This is a genomic window from Wolbachia endosymbiont of Zygogramma bicolorata (genome assembly GCF_051130665.1).
Lineage (GTDB): Bacteria > Pseudomonadota > Alphaproteobacteria > Rickettsiales > Anaplasmataceae > Wolbachia.
Map to the genome: position 1 here is coordinate 1,131,340 of NZ_CP149530.1, position 17,743 is coordinate 1,149,082.

Here is a 17,743-nt window from a genome sequence, read left to right on the forward strand (position 1 = left end):
GCATGCTGCGTTTGACGAGGCGGGAGCTGGAAACGTTAACATGGGAATTTGGATTGAGGCCTATTGTGAAAACAATGGATCAGCCACCAAACCCTAAAGTAGGCGCGCCAGTTCTCGACCCTACAATTTTGTTTTTTGATTAGGCTTGCACTTTTTATCAGATAGCCTATTAATGATGTTTCTTTTATCGCTTCTTGCTCTTTTTCTTCAGGCATACCGTGCACCAACTTGCCCGGCATGCCAAACATGATTTTGTCCTTATCTGCATGCTTTATAACTTTTAATAGTTCATCTAACATTTTTCCTACAGTTTGGCTATCAGAAGGCACTTGATACTTTTTTTCTATATTTTCTGCTTGCTTTAAGATCTTTTCTCGTTTCTCCTTTTCAGATTTTTGATATATTGTCATGCTTAACTGGAAATCATTTGTTTTTTCTGGACGCTTTATTTTAGTAACCGTTCACGGAGATAAGGTGGTTTACAAAGTAAGTATAAAAGTGTAAAGAGATAGGAAGCTAAATATGGAATGGGTAAATGACAACAGTGCTGCAAGAAAAGGTTGTAGCAGAAAACGCTAATCTCAAGGAAGAAATAAAAGCACTGATCAGAGAAAATGATAGCTTGAAAGCAAAAATAGTTGAATTAGAAGACAAATTGGGCTTAAATTCGCAAAATTCATCGCTGCCACCATCACGAGATATATATCGTAAGAAAGCAAAAAAGAAAAGTGATAAAAAACCAGGAGGTCAGCCAGGACATAAGGTGCATAAGCGTGAATTAATGGCTGCAGACGAGGTAGTGAGATGCACAATTGATACAATTTGTATGTGTGGAGGTAAGATTACTTTAGAAGATGAAATTATTCATCAGAAGGCAGAGTTGCCAGAAATTAAGCCAATTGTAACTGAGTACAGGTTGCAAAGAGGACATTGTAGAGTATGTAATAAAAGAATTACAGCAAATTTACCCGAAGGTGTTGCAAGAGATTTTCTAGGACCCAATGCTAAAACAGTTATAAGCAGCCTTAGCGGCTTTTTTATTAACTCAAAAAGAGAGGTACAGCAAATTTTGGGCAGTATTTTTAATCTAAATATAAGCCTTGGTTTAGTCTCAAATACTGAACGCAGGGTATCGAAGAAGTGTGCATCTGAATATGAGAAAATGAAGGAAGAGTTGCAAGGAAGCGAGTATTTGCATATAGACGAAACAGGGCACAGAAATCAAGGAAAGAGAGGCTGGAGTTGGGTAATAACAAACAAAGCGTTGACACTTCTGAAGGTAAGCGAGTCTCGTGGTAAGAAGGTGTTGAAGAGTTTACTGCCAGAATATGATGGTATATTTGTGAGCGATAGATACGCTGTATACAATTACTTCAATCGTGAAAATAGACAGATATGTTGGGCACATCTGGCAAGAGATTTTGAGAGATTTGCCCATAGTAAAAATGTTGAAGTGAGCAAAATTGGCCAAGCACTAAAATCGCTCAGCAATAAGGTGTTTGTAGTAGATAAGGCAAAAAAACAAAATTTGATAGATAATTTGAGATTTTATCGACTGGTGGGAAAAATTCGGAAAAGGGTAAAACATTTTTTACGTAAAATGACGAGGGTTGCAAATAGCACTCAAGCTTCAAGAATGGCCGCTAAGATGTTACGATCTGAGGATATGATGTGGAAGTTTTTAAGAAAACCTGAAGTGATAGAAACAACTAATAACCTTGCAGAACGGCAAATTAGACGGTACGTAATTTATCGTAAAAACAGCTTTTTCACCTGGTCAGAACGTGGAGAAAGATTCGTGGAAGAATGTTGTCGATATTTTTGACATCACGTCTAAATGGCCAGAACCCCTTTCAAAAGCTACAGAATCTAGTAGCTGTCACTGCTTAGTTCTTTAATTCATTCTCACAATCCGTGAACGGTTACTGGTAAATTTCTTAAACATTTGCAGCGTAGGTTAGTTGCAATTAAAAGCAGCTTAATCTCGCTTGTCAAGCTTTTAAAACATAAAAAACGCCAATATTTTAAAGCGGATAATAACCACGGGGCTTCTTTGCCTTTTTTTTCATTTGGTAAATTTCTTAATATTTATAGCTAACATGAATAAACATTTGAGAGTAACTTCCGCTAGTAGAATGATAATTTAATAATAACTAGATTATCATCATTCGTCAATAGTTTATGACTAAATTAATGTTTATATTAAGATAATACACGACAAGTAATAGCCATAATATTTATAGTTACTTTTCAAGCATGTATTGAAATATCTCATTAGCCATAGCAACATCTTGGCGCGGGGCTTTGCCGTGTTCTATAAACACAGAGATTGCGTAGCGCGGGTTATGGTAGGGACCATAAGCGATAAATAACTTATGACTTTCACCCTTAGAGTTTATCTCTGGTGTACCGGTTTTGCCGGCAATTTGTATGCCGCTTAGCCCTTTTCTATAGTTAGAATTCACCACGTCAAACATAGCTTTTCGAATTATGCTAAAATGCTCATAATCTACATCAATGTCAGGGAAATTTTGCACTGTATTACTCATTTCAATGTGGGGAATTATCTCTTTTCCTGTTGCAATCCTCGCTGCAAGAACTGCAAGCTGCAGTGGTGTTGTAAGCAAATACCCTTGTCCTATAACTAAGTTGATAGTGTCACCTAAATACCACTGCGAATATAGTTTTCGTGCGCGCCAATCTCTATCGGGCAACAATCCCGGAGCTTCTTCCTTAAACGTTCCAATCAGCGACCCACCGCCAATACCAAATTTTCTGGCCATTTCCACCAGAGAGTCTACACTTATTTTTTTTCCTATGTTATAAAAGTAAGTGTTGCATGATAATGCCATTGCCTCATTTAAAGATACATACCCATGGACTTTGCTTTTCAGGCAACGAAATTTCCGCTCACCTATTTTCATATAGCCCTTACACGAGAATTTCTCTTCTGGTGTTATTATCCCGTCTTTTAAACCCGCAAGCACAACTATTACTTTAAATATTGAACCAGGTGGAATTTGATACGACAATGCACGATTCACAAGTGGTAATGAAGGAGTATTCAAGCTTTCCCAAGTCTCATTTGATAGTCTACTTGCAAAAAGATTATTATCGTAAGAAGGTGAATTATATAGTGCTAAAATTTCTCCGTTACTTACATCAATTACTACTGCGGAGCCTTGGTGATCTTTAAATACCTTTGCGATTTTCTCTTGCAGATTAATATCAATTGTTAGCTGTACATCTTGTCCGTCTTGTTGTGGTATGCTTGATAATTCTTTTATGACGCGTTTTTTAGAATTTATTTCCTGCTCAGATTTTCCTGACTTGCCTTTCAATATATGATCATATGTATATTCAATACCGCTGATTCCTACTTCGTTTATGCCTTGCTGTCTTTTTGTATATCCGATTACATGAGAACATATTGAACCAAACGGGTAATAACGTTTATAAAGAGCAGTTACTTTTGTTTCTGACGATCTTGCTATTTTAGACTCGACTTCTGATAATGTTTGCAAATCGACCTCCTCACCAGAAGTTTTTTGCCCATCAAACAGAACAACATACGAAATTTTGTTTACCGCAAGTTCAGTACTATTCCTATCTAAAATTTTGCCCCGCTGAGGCATAATAGTAGCGACTCTTATTCTATTACTATTAGATAGTGCTTCGTACTTTTGTCTGTTTCGTATTTGTAAATTATATAACCTATAGCTAAAAATAGCGGAAATGGTAAGCTGAATACCACCTAATATGAATGCTCTGCGGTTAAAGACTTTGTTTTTTGTCCACATAACATTCCTTCAAAACGCACTTTTTCCCCTCTTTTATTGTTACACTTCTGGCTTTTACCGTATTACAAACCCTTTCCTCCCACTCACTTAAGGTAACAAACTTGTAACCCGATTTTTTTAGTATTTTAATAATATGAGGTAAAGCTTCAATTGTGTTTGATCTGTTATTGTGATCATGAAACAGTATAACTGCCCCATTATGTACATTACTTAAAACTCTTTCAACTAAAGCTTCTGGTTTATCACCTTGCCAATCTAGCGAATCAACTGTCCATAATATCGAATACATATCCAATTTATTAGTATTTTCAATCAGATTATTGTCATGACATCCATATGGCGGGCGAAACCATTTTACATCTTGTTTTATTGCATTTTTAATTGCTGTATTTGTCTTTTCCAATTCTTGCAATTGTTCCTCACTTGAAAGTGATGTCAACTTCCTATGCGACCAAGAGTGATTGCCTAACTCATGACCTGCTTCATGGATTTTCTTTACTATCTCATATGTTTTTTTATTTATACGTTCACCAAGCACAAAAAACGTTGCTTTTGCTTCATAGCTTTCCAGAACATTAATAATATCGTTTACTCTATTGTTGGAAGGCCCATCATCAAACGTAAGCGCAACAAACTTATCGTCGTTATTCAACAATTTTTTTATATTACTTAAATTTCTATATGATAGATCCAGATTACAACTGAGCCCACAGTATGGTAAATTAAAATTACAATCACCACAGAAAACCGCGCTTGAGTATAGCAAAAGAAAAGTTATTATCCTTATAAACATTTTGTAATCAGCAAAGTGATAGGATACTATGCACTTTTTTGCTAAGTTAAGCCATCTTTAATTGCTGTAGCCTTTACTTCATCACTTCTTTAATATATTATATTAACAATTTTATATAATATATTATGATTGCAAATATAAATACCGTTGCGCTTCAGGGAATTAGCACAGTAAATGTCAATGCACAAATTCATATGGCAAATGGTATTCCAGCTTTTAATATTGTTGGATTGCCGGATAAAACTGTTGCGGAATCCAAAGAGCGCATCAGAGCAGCGTTAAATTCAATCAATCTACTACTACCTCCAAAAAGAATTACAGTTAATCTCTCCCCTGCGGATTTGCTGAAAGAAGGCAGTCATTATGACTTGGCTATTGCTATTGGACTACTTGTTGTAATGAATGTGATACCAGTTGAAAAAGTTCAGTCTTATATAATCATGGGTGAACTGGCTCTTGATGGCAGAGTTATTCCAGTTTCAGGAGTGCTGCCAACAGCAATCAATGCAAAAAAGGCAAATAAAGGAGTAATTTGCCCAAGGGGAAATGGAGTAGAGGCTTCATGGGTAAAGAATATTTCAATTCTAGCTATAGAGAAATTAACTGATATTATCAGACACTTTAAGGGTGAGCAATTAATTCAGCCAGTAATTTTTAATTATAGTGATGCACCCAAAGAAAAAAGATTGGTTCCCGATATGAAGGATATCAAAGGCCAAGTTGTTGCAAAAAGAGCAGCTGAAATTGCAGCAGCAGGTGGGCATAATATGCTTCTTGTTGGCCCTCCTGGTACTGGAAAATCAATGCTTGCTAAGCGCTTTATAGGATTGCTGCCTGATTTGACCGAACAGGAGATGATTGATGTTATACCAAATCTCATAAATAAGTAGGCAAATAACTAACAGAACAAATGGTTTTGATCGAACTTTCCGTAATATTACGAATGAATGCACATACAGTATCCTCCAATAAACTAACAGAGTCATATATTCTATTTTTAATGAGATTGTCTTTCAAATATTGCCATAAACGCTCTACTGGATTTAACTCTGGTGAATATGGAGGTAAATAGATTAAGGTAATATTTTGTGGTATTTTTAAACCTTTGGATCTATGCCATCCTGCACAATCCACAACAAGAAATGCCTCCCTTGTTCCTAAATATTGTGACATCTGCTCAAGGAATATATTCATACAATCAGTATTGACGTTTGGTACGAATAAGCTAGAACTCTCTCGATTTCTAGGATTAACTGCACTATAGAGATAAAAGTTTTGCCTACCTAATTTTACCTTAACCTGTGTCCTAATGCCTTTTTTAAACCACCCGTGTCCAATCTTTGAATGTGTGCCAAACCGCGACTCATCGAAGAAAAATAGCTCTTTTTCGGGATATGTGACAATAGTTTCATTAAGATTTTTTTTTAAACTCTTCTTGTTTATTTTTATCCTGTTTATTGTGCACAGGCCTTGGAGTAATACCAATTCCTAAAAATAAATAGAGGAATAAAGAAAAATTTCTAAAATAGAATAATTTAAGAATTAGTGGGGAGTTATGGCAGGAAAAAGTAAAGCAATAGGAGAAGAATTATATAATAAGTGTAACCTGGAATTAAAGAAGCACGGCATAAGAGGAGAGATAGGAAGAAGATTACAGGCAATAATATCTGCAAAAGAATATGGAATAACAAAAGTTGCTCAAATATACCGAATTACTAGAACTACATTGATGAAGTGGATTACAAGATTTAAGGAAGGAGGAGTCAATGCGTTTAAAATACAACCAGGACGTGGAGTAAAGCCGAAGTTGAGCTACAAGCAGCAAGAAGAAATTAAAAATGTCATAGCAGAAGAAGGAGCCAACCTAACGGCTAAGAAATTAAAAATCATAATTGAGAAAATGTTTTCTATTGAGGTAAGTAAGTCTACAGCACATAGACTGATGCAAAAGTTAGGTTTTTCGTATATTACTCCAAGGCCTGTGCACAATAAACAGGATAAAAATAAACAAGAAGAGTTTAAAAAAAAATCTTAATGAAACTATTGTCACGTATCCCGAAAAAGAGCTATTTTTCTTCGATGAGTCGCGGTTTGGCACACATTCAAAGATTGGACACGGGTGGTTTAAAAAAGGCATTAGGACACAGGTTAAGGTAAAATTAGGTAGGCAAAACTTTTATCTCTATAGTGCAGTTAATCCTAGAAATCGAGAGAGTTCTAGCTTATTCGTACCAAACGTCAATACTGATTGTATGAATATATTCCTTGAGCAGATGTCACAATATTTAGGAACAAGGGAGGCATTTCTTGTTGTGGATTGTGCAGGATGGCATAGATCCAAAGGTTTAAAAATACCACAAAATATTACCTTAATCTATTTACCTCCATATTCACCAGAGTTAAATCCAGTAGAGCGTTTATGGCAATATTTGAAAGACAATCTCATTAAAAATAGAATATATGACTCTGTTAGTTTATTGGAGGATACTGTATGTGCATTCATTCGTAATATTACGGAAAGTTCGATCAAAACCATTTGTTCTGTGAGTTATTTGCCTACTTATTTATGAGATTTGGTATTAATATTATTTCCAGCATAACAAAAACTGGTAATGAAATATTCAAAGTAACTCGTCCCTTTCGTGAACCTCATCATTCATGCTCTATGCCAGCAATGATAGGGGGAGGAAAGAATGCAAAACCTGGAGAAATCACTATGGCTCACAATGGCGTGTTATTCCTTGATGAGCTACCTGAATTTCCAAGACTTGTGCTTGATTCTCTGCGCCAACCACTTGAAGATAGAAAAGTTACCGTTGCAAGGGCAAATGCTCACATAACCTACCCTGCCAATTTTCAACTTATAGCTGCAATGAATCCCTGCAGGTGCGGTTATTTAGGTGATGCAAGTAGATCGTGCAACAAAGCTCCAAAGTGTGGCACAGATTATAAAAACAAAATATCAGGACCATTGCTTGATAGAATAGACATATGCATTGAAATGCCAAACGTTAGCATACTCTCTCCTGAAATCTCTGTGGAGGGAGAAAGTACTAAAATCATAAGAGAAAGAGTGATAGCAGCAAGAAAAGTTCAAACTGAGCGCTATAGTGAATTAAATATTCGTTGCAATTCAGAAGTAAGCGGTGAAGCATTTAATAAATTTACTGAACCAGATCAGGCAGGGTTAGAATTGCTAAAATACGTACTGAAAGAAAATTACATTTCCAATCGAGGCTACACACGCGTATTAAAAGTTGCAAGAACCATTGCAGATCTTGCAAAAACTGAAAAAGTAAAAAGAGCACACATTGCTGAAGCACTGAATTACAGAATAAGGGTATATTAAAAAATTAGTTTACTTGACAGATAATTTATTTCACTATATACTGCCCTTAATGAAATTTTAACATTCTATTTAAGGAGTAGAGTTATGGCATTAACAAATTATAAGTATAAAAAAGGGGATGGCATTTTTCATGCTATTTCAGAAGGATATAAACAAGCTGATGATTATTCGGGAATTCCAGGTGCTGCTGGTGGGTTTGGTGAGTATGCAAAGAATAACAAATTAAAAACAACTGTTGTTCTTGGTGGTGCGGTTTTAGCAGTAGTGCTTACAGCTACTTATTTTTTGAGCCCAGCTTATGCGGCTTTCGTTGGTACAGTTGGAACAAAAGCTGCAACACTCGTTAGTCCTGCTATTACTGCAGTATCTGCATTTTTAGTTGCTCATCCACTAGTTGCTAGTTTGATAGTTGTTGCTGCGGTGGCGGCTTTAATAGTTGCACCTGTGTATGCATATAAGAATAGTAGTAAGGCAAATCAAATTGATGCAGTGAAAGAAGTATTCAATAAGTGTGAAAAAGATAAAGATGGTGATAAGCCTGCAATGGATGGTGATAAGGTTAAAGTAAAGGATGGTGATGCATCAACGCTCTTGACTGAAATTGGAATAGCAATTGGAGTAGTTCCAGCACCAGCAAAAGCATAATAAAGCAGTTTCAACAAAGAAAAGGGATAGATTTCTGTCCCTTTACGTAAATATTTTCTATTTTTTGCATTGGTTAAGTGATGTCATTTAAGAATCTAGTTATTATAATTAACGGCACTTATTAGTATAAATGTTAAGAATAAGTAAATCCCGTTTACTGTTTACGCCTATAGAAGTGAAAAGTATTTGCATATTATTAAAAAAGCGGTAACTTACTATCAAGTGAATTCGCTAAATTTGAGTAATTTAAATGTCTATTGATCTTAGTCTGCCGGAGTTACCTATATTACACCCAAGGATTACCGTTGTGGGAGTAGGTGGTGCTGGTGGAAATGCTGTGAATAACATGATCCAATCTAATTTGCAAGGAGTGAATTTTGTTGTCGCAAATACCGACGCTCAAGCACTAGAAAAGTCGTTATGTGATAAAAAAATTCAGCTTGGCATTAATTTAACTAAGGGTCTTGGTGCTGGTGCTTTGCCTGATGTTGGCAAAGGTGCAGCAGAAGAATCAATCGATGAAATTATGGAGCATATAAAAGATAGTCATATGCTTTTCATCACAGCAGGAATGGGCGGTGGTACTGGAACCGGTGCAGCACCGGTAATTGCAAAAGCAGCCAGAGAAGCAAGAGCTGCAGTTAAGGATAGAGCGCCAAAAGAAAAAAAGATATTGACTGTTGGAGTTGTAACTAAACCGTTCGGTTTTGAAGGTGTGCGCCGCATGCGCATTGCAGAGCTTGGACTTGAAGAACTGCAAAAATACGTGGATACACTTATTGTCATTCCAAATCAGAATTTATTTAGAATTGCAAATGAAAAAACTACATTTTCTGATGCATTTAAACTTGCTGATAATGTTCTGCATATTGGCATTAGAGGAGTAACTGACTTGATGGTCATGCCAGGGCTTATTAATCTTGACTTCGCTGATATAGAAACAGTAATGAGCGAGATGGGCAAAGCAATGATCGGCACCGGAGAGGCAGAAGGAGAAGATAGAGCAATTAGTGCTGCGGAAGCTGCAATATCCAATCCATTGCTTGACAATGTATCAATGAAAGGTGCGCAAGGAATATTAATTAACATTACTGGTGGCGGAGATATGACTCTGTTTGAAGTTGATGCTGCAGCCAATAGAGTGCGTGAAGAAGTAGATGAAAATGCAAATATAATATTTGGTGCTACTTTTGATCAAGCGATGGAGGGAAGAGTTAGAGTTTCTGTTCTTGCAACTGGTATTGATGGTCGCAATAATAAGTCAGAAACTTCACCTATAAGTCAGAGCGAAGACTCAGAGAAAGAGAAATTTAAGTGGCCCTATAGTCACAGTGAAAGTACGCAAGACAAAACACTGGAAACAAAACCAACTGAACAGGTAAGCGAAGGAGCTAAATGGGGCAGCAATGTTTATGATATACCGGCTTATTTAAGAAGAAAAAAATAATGCAACTTTGGCTACTCAAGTCAGAGCCAAGTGAATATTCATGGCAAAAAATGGAAAAGGAGCAGGTAGTTGAGTGGGATGGCGTGCGCAATTATCAAGCTCAAAATTACATGAAAATTATGAAAGTAAGCGATCTTGCGTTTTTTTATCATACAGGTAAAGAGAAAGCAATACTTGGAATCGTTGAAGTATTTAAAGAGTATTATCATATTAATGATCCCAAGTTCGGATTAGTGAATGTAAAGTTTTTGAAACCTTTAAATAACCAAGTAACGTTAAATAATATAAAACAAAACCCACTTTTGAAAAATATGTCTATATTAAAACAACCACGTTTATCAATTGCCCCAGTTTCGGAAATTGAATGGAATGAAGTAATAAGGATGAGTGAATGTTAGAAGTAAATATTCTTGACAAGAAATGGTGCAGCATTATAGAAAATCCTAAAAATTTTGTATTAGGTGTCATCAATGCTTCTCTAAAAGAATTAAAAATAGACCACTATAAACCAAATATATCAATAGCTCTGGCTGATGATGACTTGCTACATCAACTTAATTTAAAATTTAGAGAAATGGATAAGCCAACTAACGTACTATCATTTCCGTGTGAACAATTGTCTAATGAGTGCGATTTAGGAGACATAGCAATTTCAATAGACACAATAAAAAGAGAATCGCATGAGTATTGTATACCTATTCTTGCTCACATTGCACACATGTTAGTGCATGGATTACTGCATTTACTTGGTCATGATCACCAAAAAAAAGATGAAGAAATTATAATGAAAAATCTAGAAAGAGAAATTTTAGCTTCGCTTGGCTACAATATGTGCGCGATTTAAAAGGAATTTAATAAAAATATAGTAGATGATAATAAAATATGTTATCTACAAAGGGTTTTAGCTATAAACAATAAAAGGTAAGTGATATGGTTCAGTTTTCTTTGCCAAAGAATTCTAAAATTAATCAAAAGGGCAAAATTTATCCTATTCCTGCTAGAGCAAAAAACATCAGAAGATTTCAAATTTACCGTTGGTCTGCTGATGACGAGAAAAACCCTAGAATAGACACATTTTTTATTGATATGGATAGTTGTGGCCCTATGGTACTTGATGCATTAATAAAAATAAAGGATAAAATAGATTCGACTTTAACTTTCAGACGTTCTTGTAGAGAAGGCATATGTGGATCTTGTGCCATGAATATTGACGGAACCAATACTCTTGCATGTACTAGATCTATACACGATATAAAAGGTGATGTAAAAATATATCCATTACCTCACATGTATGTGATAAAGGACCTAGTCTCGGACTTGAGCCAATTTTATGAGCAATACAAATCAATTAAACCTTGGTTACAAGCAGATAAGCCTGCCCTACCAAATAAAGAATACTCTCAATCTCCTGAAGATAGAAAAAAATTAGATGGCTTGTCCGACTGTATATTATGTGCTTGCTGTTCGACTGGTTGCCCAAGCTACTGGTGGAATAGTGATAAATTTTTAGGACCAGCAATACTATTACAAGCCTACAGATGGATTGCTGACAGCCGTGATAATAAGACAGGTGAAAGACTTGATGTTTTAAACGACCCATTCAAGTTGTATCGTTGTCATACAATAATGAATTGCACAAAAACTTGTCCTAAAGGACTTAATCCAGCAAGAGCAATAGCGAAAGTAAAACAGCTCATGGTAGAGAAAGAAGGAGTTTAAGTATCATCTTTTGCATTCTTCGTAAGAGAACAGCAAACCTTCCGAAGCGTAGGGTATTGTTAATACCCTGAACGCTTTTCCATTCGTGAAATGCATTGTATCATCATACGATGCAAATAATTTTTTGAATAACTCATGTCTTTGGTTACTAATAGTTTGAAAATCCTCTTTTTCTAAAAGCTTTTTAGATTCGAAGAGGTAAAGCATAACTTCATGATAAGTTGGGTAAGATGCCAAAAATTTTGGGTCAAATTGAAAGGTTTTTATGAAAGCATTATTATAAAATTTTAGCTTTTGATTCTTACTATATATTACTATGGCAACCGGCAACCTCTCAAGCAAATTTTTCTGTGTAGCTAAATAACTGTTTAATTCAGTATATAATTTCTCTGCATCACTAACATCTTTCCCATACATTACTATGCTACCAGAACCTTGTATTGGAATTTTAACAAAATCGAAAACCTTAGGTTCGTTCTTGTAAGTTACGACATGCCTTCCTGGTTTTGTGCTATGAGCGCTACTGGTAATAGCAAATTTCTTAGAGCCATCTACATATTTATCATAAAACAAATTATAAAATTCTACCTTTCTATTCTTGTTATATTTTAGTATTGGAAATGGTAAAGAGTTGAAAACATTTTTATAGCTCTCCACTTCTTGTGTAAGCTTACTATTTTCTAGCTCAAGTCCGTGAGTTTTTATTTTACAGTCTGAGACATTCCTTATCCATAACAGCACACCAATCACATTGTTAGAATCATCTATTATGCTTCTACCATAACATATGCAATAAACCTCACTGTCTTTTGACTTTAAATCTAGAGTAAAAGATTTATTTACTTCCTTTGCCTCAGCAAAATTTTTAATTAAACTGTCTGATTGCTCAAAAAAATTCACAAACTCATTAAATGAGTAAAAAACAGTATTAAGCAAAATTAGTAAGTTGGGAGAGAACTTTTCTATACGCTTTTTTGCATCCCAAATATAAAACCCATCATTCACAGTATCAATTAAATTATTTATGATAACATTTCGATGTTGTAAGTTCTTAATCTTATTACTAATTTTTAATTTAGAATAAGAGAGAAAGAATAATATTAGAATCAATATTAAAACCACTTCATACAAAAAAAACATAGCACTTCTAAAACAGATGTAAAAACTTGTAACCGCTCAGAATTATGCTGAAGAGTTATATAAGTAAAGATTGCCTAACATCTGAAAGCCCAATCTCTTATAAAGGTTTACAGAAGGTTTCATACAATGTGCTACTATATATTTGCATTCAAGCTGTTTAGCTATCTTTATTCTTTCTAAAACCATTTGGGTACCTATTCCACGATTCCTGTAAATTGGTAAAACTCCATCACTATAAAAACCAGCTACACTGTCTTGAACATAAAGACCGCATGTCCCAATAATTTCACTATTTAGTGTTACAAGAAAAAATCTTAATCTTGAGTTTTTATCATCATAATTTGATAATCCGCGAAAAAATGTGCTGACAATTCCAACGCCATGATAAAAAATTTTAGAAGTGTGTAAATCTAACTGTTCTAAGAGGTCGCTACCATTTACAGCATTTAACCTCAAGTTTGGAATAACATCAGCAGGTAAAAAGTAATTTTTCATATTAAGTAAAGCTTTTTTTGGTGTGCTAACGTGTTTTATTTCACACTTTTCTGAAATATCTCTTATTTTCATATGTGAATTTATTACCCATGTTGCTTCTATATCTCTTGTTCTGAGATAATCTAGAGTTTTTTGTATAGAAAGCTCGGTACATTGATCTCCACAGAACACAAAATTAAATAATGACTCCCTAGTACCATTTATTGTAAATGTAACGTTATCAAATTCATCGTGTACTTCCCACTCAGATAAATTTGCTGTGTACAGTATATAATCCTTTAAATTTTGAACAATTAAGCTTGAATAATAAATTTTTTTATCCTGCATACATCAACAATAAACAATAAAAGGCTCCTATAAGAACACAGGCTAAAATTGCAGCTATAATGTCATCTAGCATAACACCTAAAGGACCTTTGGTATTTTTATCGATCAAATTTATAGGCCACGTTTTTATTATATCAAAAAACCTAAAAGAAAAAAAGCACAACAACAATGAAGAGCAATTCATCTCTTGGCTTAACAATATCGAAACTAAAAGTATTGTCAGCAATTGACCAACTACTTCGTCAATTACTACCTCTTTTGGATCACATGAAGTCTTGTAGTGTTTTATATAATTGCCTATAGACCATAGTCCAATCAAAAATAAAAAAAAAATAATTGCTGCACCTAAAATTCTGTCACTCAGTATCACAGGAACAATTGGATAAGAAGCTAAGCTGCCTATGGTACCTGGCATTTTTTTTACTGTGCCAGACAGCCACCATGTTGATATCAATTTATATAAAAATTTCACAATACACCAAAGTACAAAACTAATTTACAAGAACAGAAATAGTATCCTCTATAGAGGCGCTTTCATACAATAATCTATAGACCGCTTCACATATAGGCATTTTTATCTTTAGCTTTCTTGCTAAATTAAATATGGGCTCAGCAGTGCTAAAACCTTCAATCACTGACTTGCCTTCTGACAAAATCTGCTGAACATTAAAGCCATTGTCACTATTACCTATTTTAAACCCAAAAGATAGGTTTCTTGAATTCAAGGATGTGCATGTCATAATTAGGTCACCCAGACATGCCGGTCCAAGTAGTGTATTTATATCCACATTACCGTTACCAACTTTTGCTGAGTATAAAGCCTTAATTTCGCTTACACTTTTCGTAATCAATGCTGCATGAGCATTAAACCCAAGTTTACTACCTAGAACAATCCCACACGCTATAGCAAAAACGTTCTTTAACGCTGCACAAACCTGTATCCCTATAACATCGCTACTAAGGCGTAATTTAACATTTTCTTGCTGTAGTTCTGATACTAGCTTTGAACCTAATATGTTATTTCGGCATGCAAGAACCATTGAATAGGGTAATTTTCTTGCAACTTCTACAGCAAAACTAGGGCCTGAAAAAATAGCAATAGGATTGTTAGGTAAAACTTCATTTACTATTTCACTAGGTAATTTTAATGTAGACTTTTCTATTCCCTTACAAGCTAAAATTATTGCTACATCTTTTTTCAGATTACAATTATGCAATTGCTGACATACCTCCCTCAGAGATTGAGTGGGAACAGCGAGGATTGTTACTGAAGCATTAATTGTGTCTTCAATAGCCAATTTTACTGACACATTATCAGAAATTCGACAACCGGGTAGCTTGTCACTTTCTCTTTTCCCGTTGATTGATTCAAATGTAGTTTCATTGCGAGTCCACAAAATCACATCTTTCTTACTACCTAATGAAATTGCGATTGCTGTACCCCATGCACCAGCACCTAAAATTGATATTGCCACACAATATTCCTGAAAGTATTACTTATACTTTAAAACAGTAGGATAAGTAAATTAAAAATATAACACAGACATATAGAATAGTTAAATATTTATTAACCGAAGTATTCTTTTAATAATAGTAACTTTAATTCAATATTTACTAAAAATATTATTACTACCATGGTATATCTATTATATTTTAGATCTATTTATATAACTTTGGAACAATATATTTATTATTAATTAATAAGTGTAATTTTGATCATTTGTTAATAAAAATTTGATTTATTACTTTCCTTAATTATATATATTACTAAAATTATAAATTATTTATGGGGTGTAAAATATGCGTATATTATTAATCGAAGATGATCAAGTAAGTGCAAAGACTGTGGTTAATGCCTTAACTTCTGATGGACACTTCTGTGACGTTGTTACTTCTGCACAAGATTATAACAATAATATGGTTTCCTCAAACGGAGATTACTATGACCTAGTTATTTTAGATATACACTTGCCTGGTGATATTGACGGATATGATATATTGTTAAGACTAAGAAGTGCAAAAATCAAAGTTCCTGTCTTAATACTTTCATGTATATCCGCTGTCAATCACAAAGCTAAAGGGCTTGGGTATGGTGCAGATGATTACTTAACCAAGCCATTTCATAAAAGCGAGTTATTAGCTCGAATTAAGGCCATAGTGCGTCGTACTAAAGGCCATCCTGAATCGGTGATAAAGATTGGTAATATAAATATCAATTTTGATCACAGGATTGTTGAGGTGAAAGGTAAAACGGTTCACCTTACTAATAAAGAGTATTCTATGATAGAATTGCTAGCACTGCGTAAAGGAACAGTACTAACAAAAGAAATGTTCTTAAATCATCTTTACAATGGCTTGGATGAACCTTCAGATAACAAGATAGTTGATGTTTTTATGTGCAAATTACGTAAGAAACTTGAAAGTGCAAATGATGGAAAAAGCCACATAGAAACCGTTTGGGGCAGAGGGTATGTTCTGAAAGAGTATATTGATGATGAAGAATATTCTAATGTTAATGTAGGCGAAAGTAGTGATGGCTATCAAGCAGAACAAGTGAAGGACAACGCATGAAATGCCTACACTTAAATATAGCATGGCTTATATCGCACGTATCATGTGACGCCTAGGTGAAATATAAGCCGAGTTCTGTTTATGTAGCTATTTATCTGGAGTAAATGTTACCATTTACCTCATGCGATTTACCCGAGTAGATATGAGAAAAACATAAAATCTACTTCTATTTAATCTTGCTCCTAGTGTTGGTTACTCGACTACCAATGTTGCCATTGCCATGGTGTGCTCTTACCACACCTTTTCACCCTTACCTAAAATATTTTAGGCGGTAATTTTCTGTAGCCCTATAACTGGAGTTGCCTCCGGCGGGCGTTACCCGTCACTATTTTTCCTTGGAGCCCGGACTTTCCTCTGCTATGTTTATCACACAACAGCAGCTACTTATTTCACCCAGGAATTATACTTTAACATGAAAATCACAAAAGCAAAAGACAATTTCCTAACAGTCTACATATTAAAAACATTCAGACAAATAGCTAAAGGTGATATTCCGGCACATCATTGCTATCCCAAGATAAGCTTTTTTCACTTTTAGACTCCGCTTCAGTTAGTCAAGAGCCTGGTCCACCGCTTGAAGACGACGAGCTACTTCTTGCTCGAATACTACTTTCTACTGATATACTGTTTAGCATTGTTTCAGATTGATACGTAGTTTGTATAGATATGTTATTATCACTGCTTGTTCTGCTATGGGTGAAAAAAATTTCTTCATTGCTGCTATTTGAATGCGATTCCAAATCAGCTAATTCTAACACATGAGCAGCATTATAATAACCGTGATATTTCTTAATACATTTATATGCTATAAATCCTATAATTCCAGCAATACCTATTGTTCCAATCAAAGATCCTCCTATCATTCCTGCCCTATTAGACCCTATAGCAAGTTGAGTAGGCTGTGGTGAAGAAGTAGGTTGAGGAAGTAAAGTCGTGGTAAATATAGGAGTTGTTGACTCTTTTGTTCTAGTACTTGGTATACTAAATACTGTTTGTATAGTTTTCTCTGAGTTTATTATTGGCACACTAGTTGACGTTGTAGCAACCGTGGTCACTTGTGAAGTAGTAGTTGTTTTTGCTACTGTTGTTGGCTTCACTGTTACTGTACTTGTTTGAGTCGTTGACTCCGTTGAAGGTTTATTCATTGTAGAAGTAGGTGTAACGGCTTCTGTTGTTGGCTCCACTGTTACTGTACTTGTTTGAGTCGTTGACTCTGTTGAAGGTTTACTTATTGTAGAAGTAGGTGCAACGGTAGTTGATGCTTCTGTTGTTAATTTGGTAGTCTTTACAGTGTCGGTTTCTGTTGTGCTAGTAATTGCAGCAGTCAGCGTTTTCTTAGAAGTCACAACCGTTTCTGTAATAGTTACAGGAGCCACGGTACTACTAGAAATGATATCAGGTGTCAATCGACCGTTAATGATATCAACAAAATCACTGATACCAATTCCTAAAAATAA

The 17,743-nt window shown here is 34.9% G+C and carries 17 protein-coding genes, 1 other RNA gene and 2 pseudogenes; 10 read left to right on the forward strand and 10 right to left on the reverse strand.

Going from position 1 to position 17,743, the window contains the following annotated elements:
* Positions 1-35 precede the first annotated feature (35 nt).
* On the reverse strand, positions 36-410 hold the full coding sequence (locus WKH12_RS05360; RefSeq protein ID WP_434732189.1) for a hypothetical protein: 375 nt from the start codon (positions 408-410) through the stop codon (positions 36-38).
* Positions 411-535: 125 nt separating this feature from the next.
* On the opposite strand from WKH12_RS05360, the gene tnpC reads away from it, so the two are divergent.
* A complete protein-coding gene (gene tnpC, locus WKH12_RS05365; RefSeq protein WP_434732190.1) occupies positions 536-1,825 on the forward strand; it encodes an IS66 family transposase in 1,290 nt (429 codons plus the stop codon).
* Positions 1,826-2,243: 418 nt separating this feature from the next.
* Here tnpC and WKH12_RS05370 read toward each other — a convergent pair whose 3' ends face one another.
* Complete coding sequence (locus tag WKH12_RS05370) at positions 2,244-3,800, reverse strand: penicillin-binding transpeptidase domain-containing protein (RefSeq protein ID WP_434732191.1); 1,557 nt, start codon at positions 3,798-3,800, stop codon at positions 2,244-2,246.
* A complete protein-coding gene (locus WKH12_RS05375) occupies positions 3,775-4,452 on the reverse strand; it encodes a polysaccharide deacetylase family protein (RefSeq protein ID WP_434732192.1) in 678 nt (225 codons plus the stop codon). Before WKH12_RS05375 ends, WKH12_RS05370 begins: the two co-directional genes overlap by 26 nt.
* 266 nt (positions 4,453-4,718) lie before the next feature.
* Here WKH12_RS05375 and WKH12_RS05380 point away from each other — a divergent pair.
* Positions 4,719-5,459: pseudogene (locus WKH12_RS05380) on the forward strand (magnesium chelatase domain-containing protein); the annotation flags it as partial.
* Positions 5,460-5,469: 10 nt separating this feature from the next.
* Here the strand turns inward: WKH12_RS05380 and WKH12_RS05385 are convergent.
* Positions 5,470-6,073: pseudogene (locus tag WKH12_RS05385) on the reverse strand (IS630 family transposase); the annotation flags it as partial.
* A 75-nt stretch (positions 6,074-6,148) separates the two neighbouring features.
* Here WKH12_RS05385 and WKH12_RS05390 point away from each other — a divergent pair.
* The 7 genes from WKH12_RS05390 (at position 6,149) to WKH12_RS05420 (ending at position 11,753) form a co-directional block, all read left to right on the forward strand.
* A protein-coding gene (locus WKH12_RS05390) for an IS630 family transposase (RefSeq protein ID WP_434732009.1) occupies positions 6,149-7,163 on the forward strand; the annotation gives its coding sequence in 2 pieces (ribosomal slippage) (positions 6,149-6,613 and positions 6,615-7,163; 1,014 coding nt in all).
* Positions 7,160-7,942: a YifB family Mg chelatase-like AAA ATPase gene (locus WKH12_RS05395; protein WP_434732193.1), complete on the forward strand. Its 783-nt coding sequence runs from the start codon at positions 7,160-7,162 to the stop codon at positions 7,940-7,942. Before WKH12_RS05390 ends, WKH12_RS05395 begins: the two co-directional genes overlap by 4 nt.
* 84 nt (positions 7,943-8,026) lie before the next feature.
* A complete protein-coding gene (locus WKH12_RS05400) occupies positions 8,027-8,587 on the forward strand; it encodes a hypothetical protein (RefSeq protein ID WP_434732194.1) in 561 nt (186 codons plus the stop codon).
* Positions 8,588-8,837: 250 nt separating this feature from the next.
* Entirely contained in the window at positions 8,838-10,034 is a 1,197-nt protein-coding gene (ftsZ, locus tag WKH12_RS05405; RefSeq protein ID WP_253309308.1) for a cell division protein FtsZ, read from the forward strand.
* A complete protein-coding gene (locus WKH12_RS05410; protein ID WP_253309309.1) occupies positions 10,034-10,432 on the forward strand; it encodes an EVE domain-containing protein in 399 nt (132 codons plus the stop codon). The genes ftsZ and WKH12_RS05410 overlap by 1 nt, the downstream gene beginning before the upstream one ends.
* On the forward strand, positions 10,426-10,878 hold the full coding sequence (ybeY, locus tag WKH12_RS05415; protein WP_253309310.1) for an rRNA maturation RNase YbeY: 453 nt from the start codon (positions 10,426-10,428) through the stop codon (positions 10,876-10,878). The genes WKH12_RS05410 and ybeY overlap by 7 nt, the downstream gene beginning before the upstream one ends.
* 86 nt (positions 10,879-10,964) lie before the next feature.
* A complete protein-coding gene (locus tag WKH12_RS05420; protein ID WP_434732195.1) occupies positions 10,965-11,753 on the forward strand; it encodes a succinate dehydrogenase iron-sulfur subunit in 789 nt (262 codons plus the stop codon).
* Positions 11,754-11,756: 3 nt separating this feature from the next.
* Here WKH12_RS05420 and WKH12_RS05425 read toward each other — a convergent pair whose 3' ends face one another.
* From WKH12_RS05425 to WKH12_RS05440, 4 genes are read right to left on the reverse strand one after another with little or no spacing between them, the layout of a single operon-like run.
* Positions 11,757-12,893 (reverse strand): hypothetical protein, encoded by a 1,137-nt coding sequence (locus WKH12_RS05425; RefSeq protein ID WP_434732196.1) that lies wholly within the window; start codon positions 12,891-12,893, stop codon positions 11,757-11,759.
* A gap of 42 nt (positions 12,894-12,935) precedes the next feature.
* Positions 12,936-13,715 carry a GNAT family N-acetyltransferase gene (locus WKH12_RS05430; protein WP_434732197.1) on the reverse strand — a complete coding sequence of 260 codons (780 nt, stop codon included), beginning with the start codon at positions 13,713-13,715 and terminating at the stop codon, positions 12,936-12,938.
* Positions 13,705-14,187 carry a phosphatidylglycerophosphatase A family protein gene (locus WKH12_RS05435; RefSeq protein WP_265016633.1) on the reverse strand — a complete coding sequence of 161 codons (483 nt, stop codon included), beginning with the start codon at positions 14,185-14,187 and terminating at the stop codon, positions 13,705-13,707. The genes WKH12_RS05430 and WKH12_RS05435 overlap by 11 nt, the downstream gene beginning before the upstream one ends.
* A 19-nt stretch (positions 14,188-14,206) precedes the next feature.
* Positions 14,207-15,190 carry an NAD(P)H-dependent glycerol-3-phosphate dehydrogenase gene (locus tag WKH12_RS05440; RefSeq protein WP_096616583.1) on the reverse strand — a complete coding sequence of 328 codons (984 nt, stop codon included), beginning with the start codon at positions 15,188-15,190 and terminating at the stop codon, positions 14,207-14,209.
* A gap of 325 nt (positions 15,191-15,515) precedes the next feature.
* Here WKH12_RS05440 and WKH12_RS05445 point away from each other — a divergent pair, with 325 nt between their 5' ends.
* Positions 15,516-16,286 carry a response regulator transcription factor gene (locus WKH12_RS05445; protein WP_096616586.1) on the forward strand — a complete coding sequence of 257 codons (771 nt, stop codon included), beginning with the start codon at positions 15,516-15,518 and terminating at the stop codon, positions 16,284-16,286.
* Positions 16,287-16,335: 49 nt separating this feature from the next.
* Here the strand turns inward: WKH12_RS05445 and rnpB are convergent.
* Both rnpB and WKH12_RS05455 read right to left on the reverse strand, forming a co-directional pair.
* An RNA gene (rnpB, locus tag WKH12_RS05450) (RNase P RNA component class A) lies at positions 16,336-16,682 on the reverse strand.
* Between the two features lie 158 nt (positions 16,683-16,840).
* A complete protein-coding gene (locus tag WKH12_RS05455) occupies positions 16,841-17,692 on the reverse strand; it encodes a hypothetical protein (protein WP_434732198.1) in 852 nt (283 codons plus the stop codon).
* Positions 17,693-17,743 lie beyond the last annotated feature (51 nt).